The organism is Venatoribacter cucullus (assembly GCF_016132445.1).
Classification (GTDB): domain Bacteria; phylum Pseudomonadota; class Gammaproteobacteria; order Pseudomonadales; family Oceanobacteraceae; genus Venatoribacter; species Venatoribacter cucullus.
Window position 1 is genome coordinate 1,772,584 of record NZ_CP046056.1, and the last position, 20,504, is coordinate 1,793,087.

At 56.4% G+C, this 20,504-nt stretch carries 23 protein-coding genes, 3 tRNA genes and 1 riboswitch; of the genes, 8 read left to right on the forward strand and 18 right to left on the reverse strand.

The window, feature by feature from the left end; genetic code table 11:
* Window positions 1-89: 89 nt before the first annotated feature.
* Window positions 90-220: riboswitch (TPP riboswitch) on the reverse strand.
* A gap of 75 nt (window positions 221-295) precedes the next feature.
* On the reverse strand, window positions 296-730 hold the full coding sequence (locus GJQ55_RS08450) for a PaaI family thioesterase (RefSeq protein ID WP_228344540.1): 435 nt from the start codon (window positions 728-730) through the stop codon (window positions 296-298).
* On the reverse strand, window positions 727-1,215 hold the full coding sequence (locus GJQ55_RS08455; protein ID WP_228344542.1) for a PaaI family thioesterase: 489 nt from the start codon (window positions 1,213-1,215) through the stop codon (window positions 727-729). The genes GJQ55_RS08450 and GJQ55_RS08455 overlap by 4 nt, the downstream gene beginning before the upstream one ends.
* A 275-nt stretch (window positions 1,216-1,490) precedes the next feature.
* Here GJQ55_RS08455 and GJQ55_RS08460 point away from each other — a divergent pair, with 275 nt between their 5' ends.
* From GJQ55_RS08460 to GJQ55_RS08480, 5 genes are all read left to right on the forward strand, one after another.
* Window positions 1,491-2,294 carry an acyl-CoA thioesterase gene (locus tag GJQ55_RS08460; protein ID WP_228344543.1) on the forward strand — a complete coding sequence of 268 codons (804 nt, stop codon included), beginning with the start codon at window positions 1,491-1,493 and terminating at the stop codon, window positions 2,292-2,294.
* An 88-nt stretch (window positions 2,295-2,382) separates the two neighbouring features.
* On the forward strand, window positions 2,383-2,757 hold the full coding sequence (locus tag GJQ55_RS08465) for a response regulator (protein WP_228344544.1): 375 nt from the start codon (window positions 2,383-2,385) through the stop codon (window positions 2,755-2,757).
* Window position 2,758: 1 nt separating this feature from the next.
* Window positions 2,759-3,376 carry a histidine kinase gene (locus GJQ55_RS08470; RefSeq protein ID WP_228344545.1) on the forward strand — a complete coding sequence of 206 codons (618 nt, stop codon included), beginning with the start codon at window positions 2,759-2,761 and terminating at the stop codon, window positions 3,374-3,376.
* Between the two features lie 3 nt (window positions 3,377-3,379).
* On the forward strand, window positions 3,380-3,820 hold the full coding sequence (locus GJQ55_RS08475) for a PAS domain-containing protein (RefSeq protein ID WP_228344546.1): 441 nt from the start codon (window positions 3,380-3,382) through the stop codon (window positions 3,818-3,820).
* Window positions 3,821-3,929: 109 nt separating this feature from the next.
* A complete protein-coding gene (locus tag GJQ55_RS08480; RefSeq protein ID WP_228344547.1) occupies window positions 3,930-4,937 on the forward strand; it encodes an AraC family transcriptional regulator in 1,008 nt (335 codons plus the stop codon).
* 6 nt (window positions 4,938-4,943) lie between these two features.
* On the opposite strand, the gene GJQ55_RS08485 is transcribed toward GJQ55_RS08480, so the two are convergent.
* From GJQ55_RS08485 to zwf, 4 genes are read right to left on the reverse strand one after another with little or no spacing between them, the layout of a single operon-like run.
* Window positions 4,944-5,579 (reverse strand): bifunctional 4-hydroxy-2-oxoglutarate aldolase/2-dehydro-3-deoxy-phosphogluconate aldolase, encoded by a 636-nt coding sequence (locus tag GJQ55_RS08485; RefSeq protein ID WP_228344548.1) that lies wholly within the window; start codon window positions 5,577-5,579, stop codon window positions 4,944-4,946.
* Complete coding sequence (edd, locus tag GJQ55_RS08490; RefSeq protein WP_228344549.1) at window positions 5,576-7,417, reverse strand: phosphogluconate dehydratase; 1,842 nt, start codon at window positions 7,415-7,417, stop codon at window positions 5,576-5,578. The genes GJQ55_RS08485 and edd overlap by 4 nt, the downstream gene beginning before the upstream one ends.
* Window positions 7,417-8,124, reverse strand: coding sequence for a 6-phosphogluconolactonase (pgl, locus tag GJQ55_RS08495; protein WP_228344550.1), 708 nt, complete (start codon window positions 8,122-8,124; stop codon window positions 7,417-7,419). The genes edd and pgl overlap by 1 nt, the downstream gene beginning before the upstream one ends.
* 16 nt (window positions 8,125-8,140) lie before the next feature.
* Window positions 8,141-9,598 (reverse strand): glucose-6-phosphate dehydrogenase, encoded by a 1,458-nt coding sequence (zwf, locus tag GJQ55_RS08500; protein ID WP_228344551.1) that lies wholly within the window; start codon window positions 9,596-9,598, stop codon window positions 8,141-8,143.
* A 175-nt stretch (window positions 9,599-9,773) separates the two neighbouring features.
* On the opposite strand from zwf, the gene GJQ55_RS08505 reads away from it, so the two are divergent.
* A tRNA-Asn gene (locus GJQ55_RS08505) sits at window positions 9,774-9,849 on the forward strand.
* Window positions 9,850-10,016: 167 nt separating this feature from the next.
* Here GJQ55_RS08505 and GJQ55_RS08510 read toward each other — a convergent pair.
* Complete coding sequence (locus tag GJQ55_RS08510; protein ID WP_228344552.1) at window positions 10,017-10,634, reverse strand: BamJ family beta-barrel-assembly machinery protein; 618 nt, start codon at window positions 10,632-10,634, stop codon at window positions 10,017-10,019.
* A 158-nt stretch (window positions 10,635-10,792) separates the two neighbouring features.
* Entirely contained in the window at window positions 10,793-11,014 is a 222-nt protein-coding gene (locus tag GJQ55_RS08515; protein ID WP_228344553.1) for a hypothetical protein, read from the reverse strand.
* A 132-nt stretch (window positions 11,015-11,146) separates the two neighbouring features.
* Between GJQ55_RS08515 and GJQ55_RS08520 the strand changes: the two genes are divergently transcribed.
* Entirely contained in the window at window positions 11,147-11,956 is an 810-nt protein-coding gene (locus GJQ55_RS08520; protein ID WP_228344554.1) for a hypothetical protein, read from the forward strand.
* Window positions 11,957-12,051: 95 nt separating this feature from the next.
* Here the strand turns inward: GJQ55_RS08520 and GJQ55_RS08525 are convergent, their stop codons facing one another.
* From GJQ55_RS08525 to GJQ55_RS08555, 7 genes are all read right to left on the reverse strand, one after another.
* Window positions 12,052-12,813, reverse strand: coding sequence for a TIGR04219 family outer membrane beta-barrel protein (locus GJQ55_RS08525; RefSeq protein WP_228344555.1), 762 nt, complete (start codon window positions 12,811-12,813; stop codon window positions 12,052-12,054).
* Between the two features lie 169 nt (window positions 12,814-12,982).
* The gene (gene purC, locus GJQ55_RS08530; RefSeq protein ID WP_228344556.1) at window positions 12,983-13,693 is read right to left on the reverse strand and encodes a phosphoribosylaminoimidazolesuccinocarboxamide synthase; all 711 of its coding nucleotides are present in this window, start codon (window positions 13,691-13,693) and stop codon (window positions 12,983-12,985) included.
* Between the two features lie 36 nt (window positions 13,694-13,729).
* Window positions 13,730-14,494, reverse strand: coding sequence for an MBL fold metallo-hydrolase (locus GJQ55_RS08535; protein ID WP_228344557.1), 765 nt, complete (start codon window positions 14,492-14,494; stop codon window positions 13,730-13,732).
* The gene (bamC, locus tag GJQ55_RS08540; protein ID WP_228346765.1) at window positions 14,491-15,129 is read right to left on the reverse strand and encodes an outer membrane protein assembly factor BamC; all 639 of its coding nucleotides are present in this window, start codon (window positions 15,127-15,129) and stop codon (window positions 14,491-14,493) included. Before bamC ends, GJQ55_RS08535 begins: the two co-directional genes overlap by 4 nt.
* A gap of 11 nt (window positions 15,130-15,140) precedes the next feature.
* Window positions 15,141-16,016, reverse strand: coding sequence for a 4-hydroxy-tetrahydrodipicolinate synthase (gene dapA, locus GJQ55_RS08545; RefSeq protein WP_228344558.1), 876 nt, complete (start codon window positions 16,014-16,016; stop codon window positions 15,141-15,143).
* 84 nt (window positions 16,017-16,100) lie between these two features.
* Window positions 16,101-17,174, reverse strand: coding sequence for an AI-2E family transporter (locus tag GJQ55_RS08550; RefSeq protein ID WP_228344559.1), 1,074 nt, complete (start codon window positions 17,172-17,174; stop codon window positions 16,101-16,103).
* Between the two features lie 2 nt (window positions 17,175-17,176).
* Window positions 17,177-17,419, reverse strand: a complete 243-nt coding sequence (locus GJQ55_RS08555) for a sulfurtransferase TusA family protein (protein WP_228344560.1) — start codon at window positions 17,417-17,419, stop codon at window positions 17,177-17,179.
* Between the two features lie 152 nt (window positions 17,420-17,571).
* On the opposite strand from GJQ55_RS08555, the gene GJQ55_RS08560 reads away from it, so the two are divergent.
* Window positions 17,572-19,014 carry a M48 family metalloprotease gene (locus GJQ55_RS08560; RefSeq protein WP_228344561.1) on the forward strand — a complete coding sequence of 481 codons (1,443 nt, stop codon included), beginning with the start codon at window positions 17,572-17,574 and terminating at the stop codon, window positions 19,012-19,014.
* A gap of 18 nt (window positions 19,015-19,032) precedes the next feature.
* Here the strand turns inward: GJQ55_RS08560 and nadA are convergent, their stop codons facing one another.
* The 3 genes from nadA to GJQ55_RS08575 all read right to left on the reverse strand — a co-directional run bounded on the left by nadA (window position 19,033) and on the right by GJQ55_RS08575 (window position 20,365).
* Entirely contained in the window at window positions 19,033-20,064 is a 1,032-nt protein-coding gene (nadA, locus tag GJQ55_RS08565; RefSeq protein WP_228346766.1) for a quinolinate synthase NadA, read from the reverse strand.
* A gap of 117 nt (window positions 20,065-20,181) precedes the next feature.
* Window positions 20,182-20,257 (reverse strand) — tRNA-Lys (locus GJQ55_RS08570).
* Between the two features lie 32 nt (window positions 20,258-20,289).
* Window positions 20,290-20,365, reverse strand: a tRNA-Lys gene (locus GJQ55_RS08575).
* Between the last annotated feature and the right edge of the window lie 139 nt (window positions 20,366-20,504).

A 20,504-nucleotide genomic window follows, 5' to 3' on the forward strand; every position in this document is an offset into this window, starting at 1 on the left:
CGGTGCAATCGACAGGGAGAAAAAAACACGGCAGGCAGCGGAGAAAAAACGAGGAGGCAGAACCAGCACAGCCGGACAGCTGACGCAGAGAATCCCGCCTTTCTGTTCCCTACGCTGGCACTAACCAGATCAGGTTCAACGGGATCCGCATAATCAATGCGATCTCAGCGACTTGGTGTTATGCAGAACATAATCACCTGACGCACCCCGACAGAAACGGCACTCAGTCTAAGACGGAAAAAAGCCGGGAACAAGCCCGGCCACAGAAGATTTGAATAAAGCATTAACCGAAAAATTAACGGGCCAGCAGAAAATGCGCCCGGGCGGTGGCAATAGGACTGGTGCGATCGGTTTGCCAGGCGGTAATGGCGACGTTGGCCACCCGCGAACCCTGGCGCCACACCTGACATTCAGCAAAGGTGTCCTGATGGCGGCCGGCGCGCAGATAATCCAGCGAAAAGTCGATCATTTTCGGCAGTGCGCCGGTGTCCATGGTCATCATCAGATGCAGGGAAGCCGACAGTTCCATAAAGCCACCGATCACGCCGCCATGAATGGCCGGCAAAATCGGGTTACCGATATTGTCGGGGTTTTTCGGCAGCGTGAATAACACATCATGGCCAAAGCGCTGAAACTCCAGGCCAATTAATTGTGCATAGGGAATGCTGGCCACCAGGGGTTTAAAATCACCACTCTGCTGCGCCTGCTGAATAATCTGTTCAAAACTCACAGCGCTGCTCCTTTAAAAACGTCACCCTGTTCAATGGCGGCACGGAATTCCGGCGGCGTCATTTCCGGGCCAATGCGCATAAACGCTGCGGCACATTTGGCAATCAGATCACCATCGCTTTCCTGCGTCACCCGGCATTCGGTAAACACCACATTCGGGGTAATGCGCACCACCCGCGCTTCGGCCAACAGGTTCTTCCCCGGTTCGGCCGCGGTCATATAATCCATACGCAGATCCAGCGTCGGGCACAGTTCAAAACCGGGCAGGCTGGAAAATACCGCGGTACCGCAGGCGGTATCCATTAAGGTGGTCAGACTGCCACCATGTACGGTACCGGTTAAGGGGTTACCAACAATTTTGTCGCTGTAAGGCAGACGCATTACCAGCAAATTTTCTTCGGCTTTTTCTACCGTCAGCCCCAGCAGCTGGCAATGACGCAAGGTCGCCAGAAAGCGCTCAGCCCGGGTTTTTACGGATAACGTCATGAGTTTCTCACCTGTTATTGCTCGCCTGTTATTGCTTACCAGTCGGTTTACTTCTGTGGCTGCCACAGCAACCGGGCCGCCGTTATACCTGAAGCAAACCCGGGCGCAATGGCCACATCGCCGCCCATAATTGACATTAATGCTCAGCAATGCCCATAAGACCGGAATTTTATGCCAGCAACACCGGCCCTTGGCAAAACCGGCCTGCCGCTGGTTATGCGCATCATGATAACGTAGCGGCTGACCAGCAGGATAATGAAAAACCGGACCACATTATGAATTTTGATGATTACCTGCAGCAGGCGCTGCATAACCAGGAACTGAGCATCGATCCGAGCTGGGGCCAGGGTCGCACCACCTTTGGCGGTTTGTCAGCAGCGTTATTACTGGCGCAGGTTGAACAACAGGCCTCAGCGGAGCAGATTCTGCGCTCACTCAGCATCAGCTTCTGCGGGCCACTGCAGACCGGCGTGCCCTTTACCCTGCAATCCCAGCCCCGCCGGGTGGGTAAATCGGTGGCCCTTTATCAGGCGGAAGCCATCCAGAACGATGAGCCGGTCACCCTGCTGAACGCTTGCTATGGCCGCGAGCGGGTATCGGCTGTTGAAGTGGCTTACCCATTACAGCCGCTGGGTAAGCCGGGCAGCGGCACCGCCCTGCCGTACATTAAAGGCGTTACGCCGGAGTTTACCCGCCATATCGATTTCACTTACGTCGCCGGCGGCCTGCCGTTCAGTGGCAGTGCGGATAACCACCTGCACGGCTGGATGCGTTTCAGTGATGGTTCCGCGCCCTTAACCAATGCCCACCTGGTGGCCTTAATTGATGCCTGGCCGCCGGTATTACTGCAGAAGTTACGTCAGCCGGCACCTTGCGCCAGCATCACCTGGAGTGTTGAACTGGTCAGCCCGCTGCACTTATTAGCCCAGCCACTGGCCGCCGATGCCTGGCTCTGGTACGAGGCGGAAATTCGTCAGGCGCATCATGGCTATGGCCACACCGAAGCGCGGATCTTCAGTGCCGACGGCACCTTGCTGGCCCTCAGCCGGCAATTAGTGGCGGTGTACGACAAGCGCTGAACCCAGAAGCCCAAACTGCTGTTAATTTGCTCAACAGGCTGCCGGCAGCTACAACTTAACCCTAACCCAAACATTCTGATGGCTGACCATGACCACCCGAGTTCTGATTTGTGACGATTCCGGTTTTGCCCGCAAACAAATGGCCAGAGCCTTACCGGAAGAGTGGGACAAACAAATTCTGCACGCCGCCGACGGCCACGAAGCGCTGGAAATTATCCGCGCCGGTTATGGCGATGTAGTATTCCTTGACCTCACCATGCCCGGTATCGATGGCTACGGGGTGCTGGAAACCATTCGCCGGGAAGACCTGCCCGCCATGGTGATTGTGGTATCCGGTGATATTCAGCCGGACGCTCAGGACCGGGTAAAAAAACTGGGCGCCATGGCCTTTATCAAAAAACCCATCGATGCGGACAAAGCCCGCGCCGTACTCCTCGAGTTCGGCCTGCTGGCGGGAGTCTGATATGACACCAACTGCTACTGTTACCCTGAACGAAGCCCAGTGCGACTGTTATCAGGAAATTGCCAACGTCGCCATGGGACAAGCCGCCGACCGGCTGGCGCGGCTGCTGGATGTGTACGTGGAATTACCCATCCCCCGGGTCAATTTAATTGAAGCCAGCGACTTGCACATGGCGCTGCAGGAAGCGCGCAACGATGAAGGCTTATCGGCTGTTTGTCAGGGTTTTATCGGCTCCGGTATTGCCGGTGAAGCCCTGCTTATTTTCAACGACACCAGCGTGCAGGACCTGGCCGCCTTACTGAATTACCAGGGCCAGCGCAGCCCCTGGACCACCGAAGAACTGTTGCTGGATGTCAGTTCGCTGCTGACCGGTGCCTGCATCAATGGCATCGGTGACCAGCTGGGTATCCATTTTAATCAGGGCCTGCCGGAAATTATCGGGCGCAGCCGCAACGCTGCAGAATTACTGCAATCCGGCCCCTATCCCTGGCATAAAACCCTGGCCATCGAAATTCATTACAGCGTTGAGCATATGAATATTGACTGCACGTTACTGCTGTTATTTACCGAAGATTCAGTGCCCAAACTGAATAAAAAAATTGATTTTTTGCTGGATTAAATCATGACCAATGAACAGATCCACCTGGATGATATTCACTGGCTGATGGAGATTCTGCAGAATATTGATGTGGGTCTGGTGGTGCTGGACCAGCAATACAATATTCAGTTGTGGAATGCTTTTATGGAAAGCCACAGCGGTATCAGCCCGCAAAAAGCCCGTGGGCAGAATGTATTTCAGCTGTTTCCGGATATTCCGCAGGACTGGCTGCAGCGCAAAACCGAACCGGTGTTTCAATTACGCACCCGCGCGTTCAGTCTGTGGGAACAACGGCCGTATTTATTTCATTTCAAAAATTACCGCCCCATTACCGGCCGTGCGCCCTTTATGTACCAGAACATCAGCATGATTCCGCTGGAATCCGTTGATCGCCAGGTCGAACATATCTGCCTGATTATTTACGACGTCACTGACGTCGCCTTAAGCCGCAACAGCCAGCCGTAACAACCTGCCCGGAGAAACAGCCGTAAGCGCTGGCCTTTCTGCTCAGTAATATTGCAGAGACTGAACGGAAAGGTCAGAATCTGCGGCTTTCTGCAGCAGAGTGAACGGCATGACCCGCCATCAGATTCCCCGCCCCTTTATTGATGCGCCCTTACGTGGCGCCCAACGCCGGGGCCTCAGCACCCTGGAGTTGCTCAGTGCGGCCGGTATCGACGTGCAGGCACTGGATAATCCGGACGCCTGCCTCGGCAATAACGACTATGCGCGTTTGCTCGGGCAATTATGGAAACTGGGCAACGACGAATACATGGGCTGCGCGCCGGTTGCCAGCCCCTACGGTACCTTTGCCATGATGTGTAAGGCCATTATCAGCTGCTCATCACTGGAGCATGCGTTGCAGCGGGCGCGGCGTTTTTATGCCTTATTTGAACAGGCACCGGCCATTCACCTGCAGCAACAGCAGGAGCTGACCCGGCTGGAAATTCGCCACGATATCCGTTACGACCCCGATCATTTTCTCAGCGAATCACTGCTGGCGATCTGGCACCGGCTCAGCAGCTGGCTGGTCGGACAAGGCATTCCCCTGCTGTCGGTCGGCTGCAATTATTCACCGCCAGCCCACGCAGCGTTATACCAGGATTTGTTCGCTACTCCGGTGCGTTTTAATGAGCCGGTTACCTATCTTTTAATTCCGACCCGGGTGCTGAGCCTGCCGATCAGCCAGACCCCGGCCACCCTGCGGGCGTTTCTGCAGCATTCGCCGGCGGATTTTCTCGCCCGTCCAAACCCACATGAGAGTATGACGGGTAAATTGCGGCAGTTATTCCGCCGTTACCCACTGCAGCAACTACCGGATCTGAACCAAAGCGCCGGGTTATTACAGGTATCGGCGGCCACCTTGAGGCGGCGGCTGGCTGCTGAAAATACCTCGTTTCAGAAATTAAAAGACGAATGCCGGCTGGAAGAAGCCTGTCTGTTACTGGCGCAGCAGGACACCAGTATCCGTGACATTGCCGACTATCTGGGCTTTACCGAAACCAGCACCTTTCACCGCGCGTTCCGTAAATGGCAGGGGCTGACACCGGGCGCTTATCGCACCCGGCAACGACAGACCTAAAATACATCAGCCGGCGATGGCCAGCGTGGTAATGGCCGGCCAGTTTTTGGCCGCCACCAGCTCCGCCGGTGTCAGCCAGCTGCCGCCCACGGCAAAGACATTATCCAGTGTTAAATAATCCTGGTAATTATCCTGGCCAATACCGCCGGTCGGGCAGAATTTCACATCGTAAAACGGCCCCTGCAACGCTTTCAGCATGGCCTCCCCACCGGCCACCGCCGCCGGGAAAAATTTCTGATGTCGGAAACCGGCCGTCCGTGCCTGCATCACTTCCGACGCCGTGGCCACACCCGGTAAATAAGGCCCGCCCCAACTGGCGGCGGCCTGTAACAGTTCGGCAGAAATGCCCGGGCTGACAATAAACTCGGCCCCCTGTTCAACCGCGGCCTGCAGCTGTGCCGCACTGGTGACAGTGCCGGCACCGACAATGGCATCGGGCACGGTCTGGCGGATCAGACGAATGGCATCCAGCGCACAGGAGGTCCGTAATGTGACTTCCAGCAGCCGCACCCCGCCAGCCACCAGTGCCTGCGCCATGGGAATAGCATCGGTAATATCATCAATCACCATCACCGGAATCAGTGGTTTGGCCCGTTCCAGCCACAGATTCCAGACGTCATTGCCGTGGTGTTTGCCTGTCATGATGTACTCTCCTGTTCGTTGTCATCGTCGTCCCAGCCAATGCTGATGGCGCCTTCGTCAGCGCGGCTGCAGCGGGCGCGGAAACCGGCGAATAGTTCCCGTCCCACGCCCTGCTGGCGGACCACCGCCAAGGCCGGTACCGGTCGGGCCATAAAGCCATCGGTCAGTACCGTTAAGGTGCCGCTGTGGCCATCCAGGCGGATCATATCCCCATCCCGCACCGCGCCAAGCATGCCCCCCTGCTGTGCTTCCGGGCACAGATGAATGGCTGCCGGAAATTTACCCGACGCGCCGGACATGCGGCCATCAGTGACCAGCGCGACACGGTAGCCGGCGTCCTGCAGATTGGTTAAGGCCGGAGTCAGCTGGTGCAGTTCCGGCATGCCATTGGCGGCCGGCCCCTGGCCCCGTAATACCACCACCACATCGCGGTTCAGCGCCCCGGCACGATAGGCGTCCAGTACTGCCTGCTGGCTGCTGAATACCCGCGCCGGTGCCTGTACCGTCCAGCGATCATCGGGCACCGCCGATACCTTCATAATGGCGCGCCCTAAATTGCCCTGCAGCAGTTTGATGCCGCCTTCGCGCAAAAACGGCGCATGGGCCGGAGCCAGTACGGTTAAATCGCTGCTTTCCGCCGCCACCGGCTGCCATTGCAGTGTGCCATCAGTCTGTAACTGCGGCACCCGGGTAAACGCGCGTAAACCCTTACCCAGAATGGTATTTACCTCTTCATGCAATAAACCGGCATCAAGCAGTTCGCGGATAACAAAAGGCATACCACCGGCCTGCTGCAGATGGTTCACATCGGCCTTGCCATTGGGATACACCCGCGCCAGCAAGGGCACCACATCGGATAAGTCGGCCAGATCCTGCCAATCCAGGGTAATGCCGGCCATGCGGGCAATGGCGGGTAAATGAATACTGTGATTGGTCGAGCCTCCGGTGGCCAGCAACCCCACCATGGCATTCACCAGCGTACGCTCATCGACCAGCTGCCCGATGGGCATAAAGCCCGGGCTCAGAGCGGTAATTTCGCCAATACGGGCGGCGGCGGCCCCGGTCAGCAATGGCCGTAACGGATGGTTGGGATTGATAAATGACGAGCCAGGCAGCTGTAAGCCCATGATTTCCAGCAGCATCTGATTGGAATTGGCGGTGCCATAAAACGTACAGGTGCCTTCGCTGTGGTAGGACGCCATTTCGCTGGCCAGTAATTCATCACGGCCGATATCACCGGCGGCATAAGCCTGCCGTACTTTGGCCTTGTCGCTGTTGCTGATGCCCGACGGCATCGGCCCGGAGGGCACAAAGACCGCCGGCAAATGGCCAAAACGCAGGGCCGCCATTAACAAACCCGGCACAATTTTGTCGCAGATGCCCAGCAGCAAACTGCCATCAAAGACCTGATGCGACAGCGCAACGGCGGTACTCAACGCGATAACATCACGGCTGAACAACGACAGCTCCATGCCCGCCTGGCCCTGGGTAACCCCATCGCACATAGCCGGGACGCCGCCGGCCATCTGCCCCACCTGCCCGGCTTTGGCCAATGCCGCTTTCAGTTGCTGCGGGTAACTCTGATAGGGCGCATGGGCCGACAGAATATCGTTATAGGCGCTGATAATGGCGATATTAGCGGCCCGGTGATTTTGTTGCAGGATCAGTTTTTCCGCCACCGGGGCGGCCGCATAGGTATGGGCCAGATTGGTACACCCGAGCTGGCCGCGCAGCGGCCCCTGCTGCACAGCGTTCTGCAACTGCTGTAAGTAACGCTGCCGGCGCGGCCGGCTGCGGGCGATAATGCGTTCGGTAACGGCTTGTACTTGCGGGTGCATCAGGCCACTCCGGTACGGTAAATACTTAAGGGCACATCGCCCTGACTGAGCAGCGTGCGTACCGGCATAGCGGCGTTATCGTGCAGCTGTGCCGGGTCGTTGGCGGCAGCAAAAACGGCGTCTTTATCCGGGCCTTCAAAATGCAGGAATAAATGCCGGCAACCGGAGAGTAAGTTCCAGGTCAGGGTCATGCGTTGCAAATGCTGGGGGGCATCGGTCACCGGACAACACCAGGCGGCATTGCTGCTGCTCATGGCATTGGCCAGGGCCGCAGAGTGCGGAAACCAGCTGGCGGTATGGCCGTCATGGCCTAAGCCCAGCACCGCGTAGTCGAGGCGGATAATCTGTTCATGCAGACGGTTTTCACACTCCATAAACCCCGCGACCGGGTCGGCGGCACTGTTTTTCAGGGGTAAAAAATACGCCTGCGCCGCCTGCTGCTGCAATAAATGTTCGCGCACCAGGCGGGCATTGCTGGCCGGGTCGGTTTCCGGCACCCAGCGTTCATCCACCAGGGTAATCAGCACTTTATCCCAGGGCAGTTGCTGTTGTGCCAGCGCCTGAAAAAATGCCACCGGGGTCTGGCCGCCACTGACCGCAATGCACACCCGGCCGCGCGCCTCAATGCTTTTGCGCATGCGGTTGGCTAAGTCACCGGCCAGCTGCCGGGCCAGGGTTAATGAATCGGGGTAACGTAAATCCTGCATGGTGTCAGCTCCTTATTCAGCTGTTTTCTTCCCATAAGCGACCATCCCGGGCCAGCAACAAGGTGGCTGCTGCCGGACCCCAACTGCCGGACGTATAGGGTTCAGGCCGCCGCTCAGATGCCTGCCAATACTGCAGCACCGGATCAATCCAGCGCCAGGCTTCCAGTAATTCATCGTCCCGCAGAAACAGAGTGGCATTGCTGCTGAGCACATCGTGCAGCAACCGTTCGTAGGCTTCCGGCACCCGGACTTTGCGCATATCCTGCGGATTCAGGCTTAAATTCATTAGCCGCACACTCATGCCCGGCCCGACCCGCTTTTCACATAACTGCAGACGAATACCTTCGTCCGGCTGCAGGCGGAAAATCAGTTTATTGGCCATAGTATTTTTATGCTGCAGCGGAAAAATGGAGTGCGGAATGGCTTTGAACTGCACCACAATTTCGCAGGTACGATCCGGCAGGCGTTTACCGGTGCGCAAATAAAAGGGCACGCCGGACCAGCGCCAGTTTTCAATTTCCACCTTGGCCGCCACAAAGGTTTCAGTGAGGCTTTTGGGCTGCACACCGGGTTCATCCCGGTAACGCGGCACCGGCTTACCGTCGGAGACGCCGGCATCGTACTGGCCACAGACTACGTTATCGCTGATGGCCGTGCCGGTAATGGGTTTCAGGGCTTTTAATACTTTTACTTTCTCATCGCGGATGGCGTCCGGGTCAAGCCGGGCCGGTGGCTCCATGGCCGTCATACACAATAGTTGCAGCAGGTGGTTCTGAAACATATCGCGCATGGCACCAACCTGATCATAAAAACCAGCGCGCTGTTCTACGCCCAATGATTCCGAAATGGTGATCTGAATATGGTCGATGTATTTCTGATTCCACTGCTGTTCAAACAAGGAATTGGCGAAGCGCAACACCAGCAGGTTCTGTACCGTTTCCTTGCCCAGATAATGATCAATACGGTAAATCTGTGATTCGGTGAAATATTCAGCCACAGCGGCATTAATGGCCTGAGCTGAGGCGAAATCATGGCCGATGGGTTTTTCCAGCACGATTTTACTGCGCGGTAAAATCAGGCCGCTGCTGTGCAGCCCCGCGCAGATACGGGTGTAAAGTTCCGAGCCGGTGGCCAGATAATAAACCCGGTTAATATCGGTGCTGCTTAAGGCCTGCTGCAGTTGCCGGTATTGCTCCGGCTGTTGCAGATCGAGGGTTACGCAACGCAGGCGCGCCGAGAACGCCTGCCAGTGTTGCGGCTCCAGACAATCGGCTGGCACATACTGTTGTAACGCCTGCTCAATACGGGCCAGAAATTCATCCGTATCCAGTTGCTGACGGGTTACCGCACAAATAATACCCTCACCCAGCCGTCCATCGCGGTGCAACAGATAGAGTGCCGGTAATAATTTACGCCGGGCCAGATCCCCCAGACCACCAAACAGAATCAATTCAAAGGGATCGGTAATCTGCATAGCCATCTCCTGTGCTGTCTGCCGCTTTACTTTAGCTGATCGTACGTCTTCATGCCGTACGGAACGAGCGTTTTCCGGGGTAACGCCAGCCCCTTGTTGCGGTTGCACTTTTTTTACAAAAAGTGGTTGACGACCGCAACCGGCCTCCGTAATATTCGCCCCGCTGTTGCGATGTTCCCCGATAGCTCAGTCGGTAGAGCAGCGGACTGTTAATCCGTTGGTCGCTGGTTCAAGTCCAGCTCGGGGAGCCAAACAGCAATATCTCAGCGCCTTCTGCGCATTTTAATACCCACCCTGAAACATCAACATCTGCAGTGACACTGACAGGTGATTTTTTGCTGTCTGGTGGCCAGAATTCTCGGCCGTACAGCCATAAAAAAAGCGGCCATACAGCCGCTTTTTCAGTTTCGTGCCGGAATTATTTAACGATTTCCAGCAGCTCTACTTCAAATACCAGCACCGAGTTGGCCGGAATGCGCGGGCTCGGGCTGCGGGCACCGTAGGCCAGCTCAGCCGGAATTGTCAGCTTCCACTTGTCGCCAACACGCATCATCTGCAGGGCTTCTACCCAGCCACGGATAACGCCGGTAACCGGGAACTGCGCCGGCTCGCCACGTTCAACCGAGCTGTCAAATACCGTACCGTCGGTCAGGGTGCCGTGGTAATGCACACGCACAGTGTCTTCAGCGGTTGGCATGGCGCTGTCTGCCGCAGCGGCGGTGATCACTTCATACTGCAGACCACTTTCAGTCACCTGCACGCCTTCACGCTTGGCATTTTCCGCCAGGAATTCAGCACCGGCTTTGGCCGCGGCGTCATTCAGGGCGTCCATTTTACGCACTTGTTCTTCACGTACTTTATCGAAAGCGGCCGCGATGGTTTCATCGTCGATGCGCTGTTCGGCATCGCTCAGTGCATCACGGATACCGGCCGCAATGGCATCAGCATTCATGTCCACATCTTCCTGCGCCAGCTGACGGCCAATATTCAGACCTACGCCGTAGCTTGCCTGATCGATATGATTTTCTAACTTCACAGAGTCCCCCTGACCGCAACCGGCCAACAATAAAGTGCCCAGCATAACTGCCGGAACGGTTTTCAACAGCTTCATAAATTTCCTGCCGTGTTATAGGTTTCAGAGCCCGTACACTACTACAAGAAAGGCCGCCTGCCTATGTCAGCCAACGACCGATTTCAGCACACATAATCGCCTTTACGGGCGCGCCGCTGACACTCACGCAAGACGTTCTGACAAATCTGAATTTCAGCCACCGACAGCGACGTGGCATGCTGGCACTGATAATGACGCTGGCGTAATTCGCGGTCTTCAATGGATTCGTAAGCACCGGAACAGGCCGCCAGAATAACCGGCAGACACAGCATCAGCATTGCATTTTTTACTATTTTTTCTGTCATCCCGTACACCATTTGCCCCTGCCGAACAGCCGCCAGATTGTCATAGCCGGCGTATTTTGTCCATTTTACAGCCTGGCGCCGGCACCCCAGCCCTTTATAATGACGGCACGATAAAAATAATAAGGAATTACCATGAAATTACTGGCATTCAGCCTCGCCGTGCTAACCCTGCTGTCATTGCTCAGCGCCTGCAGCGGCCCCTCTAAAGAAGAATTATTGCGTCTGCAATTACTGCAGGCCCAGCAGGCTGAAGCCGCTGCAGAAGCCGAACGCCAGGCCGCGGCCGCGCGCGAACAGCGGGTTGAACAGCGCTTGCAGCAGGCGCTGCAGGTGGCTAAGCAACAGCGCACATTAACCCCGGCAGAAGTACCGCAATTATTAAAACCCGGACAGATTCCGGCGACCGGCGCCACGCAATTTTTCAGCCTGGAATTACAACCGGCCAAATATAATTACGGCGCCAATAAACAGAGTTTTTCGGTAGTCGGCATGCGTCAGAGCCGCAATGAAACGGTCCTGGCAGGCTTAGGGCAGCAACTGGCCGCCGATGCTTTGCTGGAATGGCTGCTGTGGCAGGAAACCGAACTGAATACACTGAGCCAGACCGTAGCCCGGGAAGGTGGTCAGCGCCTGACGGCAGTAACCGGCGATGTACGCCGCGATGCATCGCTGCGTTCTTTCAGTCAGCAATGGCAATGGGAAGACAGTCTGTTTGAAGACATCAGCTGGCATACCAGCCCGGAACAAGCCTGGGCCTTAACCTCAGGCCGGGATGTGCGCCTGCAGCTGGGGGTGCGCCTGTGCCCGCTGGCCGATTGCCGCCACCAATATTCCTACCGCAACCAGCCCACCACGGCCGTGCGGGCAGATATTCTGAGCGTGCTGATTGTGGATGGGCGCAATAACGAAGTGCTGGCTGAATTTATCCGCGCAGCCGAGTAAACAGCCAGGCCATAAAAACCGGAAATAAAAAAGCGGAAATAAATAACAGCTATAAAAAAAGCGGCCACGGCCGCTTTTTTTTATAATGCCGGGAATCAGAATCCCAGTGACAGCGACGCACCAAAGAAGGCGCCTTTAATATCCATATCGGCATCGATATCCACATCACTGCTGTCGGTTTGCAGCGACAGCGAACGATAACCACCTTCCAGTGCAATATCCACCACCGGGATCGGCAGATCGTAGCCAAGGGTGGCACTCATATCGGTGATTTTGTTGTCACCAAAACCGATGTAGTTTACATCGGCGGCGGCATAAATACCGAAGGGTGTGCCGACTTTGACTTCGCCATAGGCCATCGGCAGGGTCAGGTCCAGATCGACGCTTTTTGAAACCGCAAAACCGTTGTCAGTGCCTGTAATAGTCGCACTGCCATCAAACTGACGGGCGGTTAAACCAAAGTTGATATCAATGTACGGCAGCGGCAGTGGCAGGCCCCAGTACAGGGTCAAATCAGTATGCGCCAAGTCCACAGCTGTATTGACAGCACCATCAAATGACTGACCATCAAAATCTGCAATAGTAAATGCGCCATCACCTTCCACTTCCAGCGCAGTCTGCTTCAGTTTCACATTCGGAATAAAGGGCAGCGGGTGCTCAAAAAAGACCGTGATCTGATTGCCGTTATCGGAATCCAGATTCAGGCCGTCTTTTTCTACCGACAAACCATCATCCAGCTGACCGGTGGCTTCGGCATTCCAGACGCTGGCTTTGGCGCCAACGGTAAACAGCAGATCGGCCTGAGCAGCGACCGGAGCCATGGCCAGAATAGCGGCCGCGAGTGCAGTTTTTTTCATAATAATTCCTGTTGATCAGTAATGTCCGTTCTGCCGGGAGCAGAGAGTGGTCTTAGTGTGCCGGCAAACCTGCAACTTGCCAATGCCTGACAACGGATGTTGCGCGCCAGAATGCAGGCGATACGCGAAAAAAAACCGGCGCTGGGCCGGTTTTTCCACGATCAGAGCATCAGAACTCAATGCCGATACGGCGGCCCACTTCTTCGTAGGCTTCCACCACACCACCCAGCCCCTGACGGAAACGGTCTTTATCGAGTTTTTCGCGGGTGTTCACATCCCACAGACGGCAGCCGTCCGGAGAGAACTCATCGCCCAGCACCACTTCGCCGTTGAACAGACCGAACTCCAGCTTGGAATCCACCAGCAACAGACCGCCATCCAGGAACAGCTGCTTCAGCACATCGTTCACTTTGAAGGTCAGTTCTTTCATGCGGTTCAGGTGTTTTTCTTCCACCCAGCCAAAGGAACGGGCGTGGTATTCGTTCACCATCGGATCGCCCAGCGCGTCGTTTTTCAGAAACAGTTCAAAGGTCGGCGGCACCAGATCAATGCCTTCTTCCACACCCAGACGACGGCACAGGCTGCCGGCGGCAATGTTGCGCACCACACATTCCAGCGGAATCATCTGCAGGCGTTTCACCAGCGATTCGTTGTCCGACAACAGACGCTCAAAGTGGGTCGGAATACCGGCCGCCGCCAGTTTGCTCATAATGAAGGCGTTGAACTTATTGTTCACCATGCCTTTACGGTCGAGCTGTTCAATACGCTTACCATCGAAAGCCGAGGTATCGTTACGGAACTCCAGCACCATGTAATCCGGGTTATCGGTGCTGAACACCGATTTGGCTTTACCTGAGTAGAGTAATTCACGCTTTTCCATGGGGGATCTCCGCAGATCTCAAATAACTGAATAGTGTCAGGCCAGTTCCAGCCAGCCGGATATCTGGTCTTGTTCCAGCAGGCGTACCTGCTGTGGCGGGCAGTCCAGCACCGGGCTTAATTCGGCACGGACCAGCTCGCGGGCATTGTTCTTTTCACTGATATGACCGGCACTCACCTGCTGCAGACCATGCCAGTGCACACGGCGGATCAGCTCCGCACATTGCTGATTACTGAGGTGACCAAAATTTCCGGCCACCCGGGCGCGCAGGGACGGCGGATAGGGGCCGTTCTGCAACATCTGTGGATCGTGATTGGCTTCCAGCTGCAGTGCATGGCAGTCGCTGTAGCAACTGATGATATGCGGGGTCAGCGAACCCAGATCCGATAACACACCCAGCCGTTTTCCGGCTGAATTTTCCACCACAAACTGCAGGGGTTCGGCCGCATCGTGCGGGACCACCACCGGCAATAACGCCAGCTTGCCAACACTGACCAGCTGGTCGCTGTGAATACAGCGCCACAGCGGGTGCTCGGTCCACTGCATCTGCCGCGCCGTACCAAAGGAGGTATAAAACGGAATATTCAGCGCTTCACACACCAGCACCACCCCCCTGGCATGATCACCATGCTCATGGGTCACAAACACCGCCTCCAGCTGGCGCGGGTCTGTGGCAGCCTGTTCCAACCGCTGCAGCAGGGTTTTGCGGTTAAAACCACAGTCAATCAGCACCGCGCGCTGCTGTTCCATAATCAGCGTGGCGTTACCACGACTGCCACTGCCAAGAGAAATGTACTTCACTTATCCAGCTGGGCTTTGATCTCGTTTAATACAGCAGCCGTCAGTTCTTCACTGGCCAGGGTATCGGCATCAGTCTGCAGCGACAGATACACCCCCAGACGGGCGCGGCTCATTTTCAGTAAATAAATGCGGGTTGCGGTTTTGTTGCTGCCCCACAGACGTGACCACCAGCCACGATCTTCATCGGCAACGGCCTCTTCCATCTGCAGATACCAGGTACCGGTGCTGCGGTTAAGGTCTGACAATTTCAGCGAGGAAGCCGCGACAGCATCGGTTACTTTGGCCCAGGCCGCGGCAAAACCACCATCCAGACGCAGAATTAAGGTACCGGCGCCGTCTTTTTCCAGCCGCGGGTTCAGTGCCTCATTACGGTAATCGCTGAGCGAAGCCACCGTATCTTCCTGCACGACAACATTCAGCGGCTGCGGCGTCGGTACGCTGAAGCTATCAGGCCGCGCCGGGGTAACGGCCAACTCAGGAATCGGGTAGCGATCAGAGGTAGCCAGTGTCATACCATCCACGCTGCGCGTTGCCGGCTGTTCTTCCGCCTGCAGATAATCCATGGCCCGGTCGCGGACGCCGAACAGGCTGCAACCTGACACCAGAACCAGCGGCAGCAACAACAGAATTCGCATCAGCACGGCGCTCAGATCAGTTCAAGAGCGGCCAGAGCCAGCTCTACTTTGGGTTTGAAACGGTCATCCAGCTCCACCAGCGGCAGGCGGATACCACGTTCCATCAGGCCCATTTTGTGCAATGCCCACTTCACCGGAATCGGGTTGGCTTCACAAAACATGGCTTTATGCAGAGTCATCAGACGTTCATTCAGTGCTTTGGCTTCTTCGGCGTGGCCATCCAGCGCCAGCATACAGAGCTGGTGCATCAGTGCCGGGGCGACGTTCGCGGTAACCGAAATATTGCCTTTGCCACCCAGCAGCATCAGCTGGTAAGCGGTTTCGTCGTCACCGGAATAGACCGCCATACGATCACCGACCTGTTCGATCAGTTTGCGCGCCCGCTCCAGATCACCGGTGGCTTCTTTCACGCCGATGATCTGTTCAATATCCGCCAGCGCAGCCACGGTTTCCGGCAACATATCGCAGGCGGTACGGCCCGGTACGTTGTACAGAATTTGTGGAATATCCACGGCCGCGGCAATGGCTTCGTGGTGTTTGATCAGGCCACGCTGCGGCGGCTTGTTGTAATAAGGAGTGACCAACAGACAGGCATCGGCACCCAGATTTTTGGCTTCCTGGGTCAGCTCAATGGCTTCTGAGGTGGAGTTGGCACCGGTACCGGCAATCACCGGACGGCGACCCGCCGTGGTTTTAACAATGCGCTCAATCACCGCGCAATGTTCAGCGGTGTCCAGGGTGGCAGACTCACCAGTGGTACCTACGGCTACCAGCGCATCAGTCCCTTCCTTGATGTGAAATTCCACCAGGCGGTCGAGCGCCGGCCAGTCAACCTGGCCATCGGCGTGCATAGGGGTTACCAACGCTACAATACTGCCGGTAATCATCGAGTATTACTCCTGGAAAGGTGCCCTGAGCCGGCACAAAAAATCGAATGCGCAAGTCTACTGATGCAGACCTGTGGTGACAAGTCAGTCGCTGCCACCGGCCGCCAATGCTTCCTGATCCGGCCAGGCCTGAATTACCGCTTTCAGCAGAGTCGCCAGCGGAATAGCAAAAAACACACCCCAGACGCCCCACAGCCCACCAAACACCAGTACCGCCACAATAATGGCCACCGGGTGCAGGTTGACGACCTCAGAAAACAGCAACGGCACCAGCACATTACCATCCAGCGCCTGAATAATGCCGTAAGCCACCATCAGCCAGATAAAGGTATCGCCGAACCCCCATTGCACATAGCCAATCAGCGCAATCGGAATGGTCACCACGGCCGCGCCGATATAAGGCACCAGCACGGATAAACCGACCGACACCGCCAACAAGGCGGCATAATTCAGCCCGAGCAGCAAAAATACGCTGTAGCTGACGGCACCAACAATCAGAATCTCCAGTGCTTTACCGCGGATGTAGTTGGCAATCTGAACGTCCATCTCCTGCCAGATGCGGGTAAGCAGCTGGCGCCGGCGCGGCAGAAAACCGGTAAACCAGCTCACCATCTGCTCGCTGTCTTTAAGCAGAAAAAACACCAGAATCGGCACCAGCACGCAATAAATCAGTACGGCCATCAACACGGTAATTCCGGACAGCGAATAACCAACCGCCGCCTGCCCGGCTGAGGCCACTTCATCAATAATCTGCCGCGACCAGGCCCGCGCCTGCTCTTCCGAAATAAATTCCGGATACTGCTGTGGCAGCAATAACAGCAGCTCCTGCCCACGGGCCGCCAGACGCGGCAGTTCATAAATAAACTGCATCAGCTGCTGCCAGGTGGCCGGCAAGATAATAAATAACAGCAACAACATCACGCCGGAGAACAACAAAAAAACCACCAGCGTGGCGGTCAGATGGCGCAGGCCCTGCTGCTTCAGCCACCCCATACTGCCCTGCAGCAGATAGGCCACCACCAGGGCGGTAAAAAAGGGCGCCAGAACCTGACCAAGACTGATAATAACCAGCAATAAAGCGGTGATCAGAACCAGTAATAAAATCGCTTCTTCGTCAGAAAAATAACGGTCAATCCAGCGCTGAAAAACCTTAATCATCCTCAGACTCCCTTGCGGATCAGAAATTGATACCGTCCATTGACCTCATCCGCCGCCAGCAGTTCATGGCCACTCATATCCGCGTATTTCCGGATATCCCGCCACGAACCGCTGTCGGTCGCCGTTACCAGCAACACCTGCCCGACGGATAATTCCCGCAGCGCCAGTTTGGTTTTCAGCAACGGCATCGGACAAGCCAGCCCGCTGGCATCCAGATGTTGTTGATACTCGCTGAAATTAGACACTCTGCTTCCCTTTTGCCACACTGTTGACACCTTGCCGCAGTATACCGGAGAGCGCTTCCGGCGGCTGTATTCTTTGCGCAATGTTATTACCAGGGAACCCGCCGCCTGCGGTGGGTCTAAGCGGCATGATCTTATCACTGCAGGAATCCGGCTTGATCACACGCAGCCTCCGACCTTATCTGCTGAGCGCCCTGCTGAGCCTGCCCGTCGGTACCTTGCAGGCCAATGAATTACCGGCCTTAGGCAACAGTGCTTCCGGCTATGTTTCACTGCAACAGGAACACGAACTGGGCCGGTTATGGTTACGCCAGTTACGCGCCCAGGCAACGGTTATTGATGACCCACTGGCCACCCAGTTTCTGGAAGACCTGATGTACCGGCTGATTCCACACAGCGAAGTACAGATCAGCGATTTTGAATTTGTGATTGTCGACCGCCGTGAACTCAACGCCTTTGCCGTACCCGGCGGCATTATCGGCATTCACTTCGGTATTTTTCTGCACACCCGCGATGAAGACGAACTGTCCGGGGTGCTGGCGCATGAGCTGGCCCACCTGAGCCAGCGCCATTTTGCCCGGCAGCTGGAACAGGCCGACCGCCAGGGACCGCTCGCCATTGCTTCATTACTGGCCAGTATTCTGCTGATGGCCGCCGGCAGCCCGGATGCCGGTTTTGCCGGTCTGATCGGCACCCAGGCCGCCAGTATTCAGAGCCAGCTGGCTTACAGCCGCGACTGGGAACGCGAAGCCGACCGACTGGGCATGAAAACCCTGGCCGCCGCCGGACTGGACCCTTACGCCATGCCGTCCATGTTTCAGCGTATGCTGCAGGCCAGCCGTTTTAATGAACGGCCGCCGGAATTTCTACTCACCCACCCGGTAACCGAATCACGCATTGCGGACGCCGCCGACCGCGCCCAGCAGTACCCGCAACAGCCGCGCTTAAGCGGCTATGAATTCCGCATTCTGCAAAACCTGTCACAGGTACGCTATCAGCTGCGCGGTGACCAGCAACAGACTCACTTCAGCGAAACACTGAAGCGCCATCCGCGCAGCAGCACCGAACACGCCGCGGCCCTCTACACCCTGGCGCGTCTGCAGCTGGAGCAACAACCAGCCCGGGCGCTGGAAACCCTGCAGCAAATACCCAGCCCCTGGCGCGACCACAGCGCCACCGTGGCACTGCGGGCGCAGGCATTGCAGGCAACTGGCCAGGCCGATGCCGCGTTAAAAGCCATTAATGAGGCGCTGCCGTTTTCCCCCACGGATTACAATCTGCTGATGACCCGGGCCAGACTGCTGGACAGCCAGAATAAAGCGGCCGAGGCCGTGCTGGCCTGGCGACGTTTAACGGAATTACGACCGGGCGAGCCGGCCATCTGGCAGGCGCTGGGCAGCGCAGCGGCGGCCAATCAGCAAAGCGCACTGGCCTACCGGGCCAACGCCGAAGCACTGTTTTACCGGGGCCAGCACGCGCAGGCGTTACAGCAAATGGGACAAGCGGTACGTCAGGCCGCTGACAGCGGTGACTTTCAACAGGAAGCCGCGCTGAAACAGCGCCAACAGGTGATGGCCAATACCCCGTCACGCTTCTGACGGGGTACGGCATAAGATTCAGGGCTTGCGGAAATCCAGCATCCGCTGCAGGCTGCGCACCGCCTGCTGACGGACGGCTTCATCAATCAGAATTTCCTGATCCCCCTTCTGCAACACATCGCGGATGCTGTACAGGCCGTTCATGGCCATCCACGGGCAATGCGCGCAGCTGCGGCAGGTTGCACCATTACCGGCGGTCGGCGCTTCAATTAACAACTTATCCGGCGCCGCCTGCTGCATTTTGTAAAAAATGGCTTTGTCGGTGGCCACAATCAGCACCGGATTTGGCAACGATTGCGCGGCGGCAATTAACTGACTGGTAGAACCAACGGCATCGGCCATTTTCACCACCGATTCTGGCGATTCCGGATGCACCAGCACCGCCGCTTCGGGATACACCGCTTGCAGATCTTCCAGCGCTTTCGCCTTGAATTCGTCATGCACAATGCAGGCGCTGTCCCACAGAATCATGTCAGCACCGGTCTCACGCTGCACATAGTTGCCCAGGTGCTTATCCGGCGCCCAGATCAGCTTCTCACCACGGTCCTTCAGATAGCGCACCACATCCAGCGCAATGCTGGAAGTGACCACCCAATCGGCACGGGCTTTCACCGCGGCCGAGGTATTGGCGTAGACCACCACAGTACGGTCGGAATGCTGATCACAGAAAGCCGCAAACTCTTCGGCCGGACAACCAATATCCAATGAACAGGTCGCTTCCAGGGTGGGCATCAGCACGCGTTTTTCCGGGCTCAGAATTTTGGCGGTTTCGCCCATAAAGCGCACACCGGCCACAATTAACGTACTGGCTTTGTGGTCCCGGCCAAAGCGGGCCATTTCCAGCGAGTCTGACACACAGCCACCGGTGGCTTCTGCCAGCGCCTGAATGGCCGGGTCGGTGTAGTAATGCGCGACCAGCACCGCGTCTTCCTGCTGCAGCAAAGCACGGATTTCTTCGGTAACGGCGGCGGCTTCCGCTTCGTTCAGGGGTGCCGGCGGCGCCGACCAGAACTCACGCACAATTTCAGAACTGGCAAGGGTATCGCTCATAACTTCTCGACTCACAAAGACACCGCGGGCGGCGATGTTAGCAGTTTCACCCGATATGGGGATGCACAGGCGAAAAAAAAGAGGAGAAAGCGTTAACTTTCTCCTCTTTTCTGAATCTGGTGGGTCGTGCAGGATTCGAACCTGCGACCAATTGGTTAAAAGCCAACTGCTCTACCAGCTGAGCTAACGACCCGTTAGCGGTTAAGCATTACTTCCGGTTTAAAGTGGTGGGTCGTGCAGGATTCGAACCTGCGACCAATTGGTTAAAAGCCAACTGCTCTACCAGCTGAGCTAACGACCCTGGAAGTGGCGCGTATAATACTGGAATTCTGACCACTGACAACCCTTTTTTTAAAAAAAGTTTCACTATCATGGACTTAGGCCCGGCACAGAGCGCCGTAAAAACCCGGTTACGACAGCGTTCAGGCATAAAAAAACCG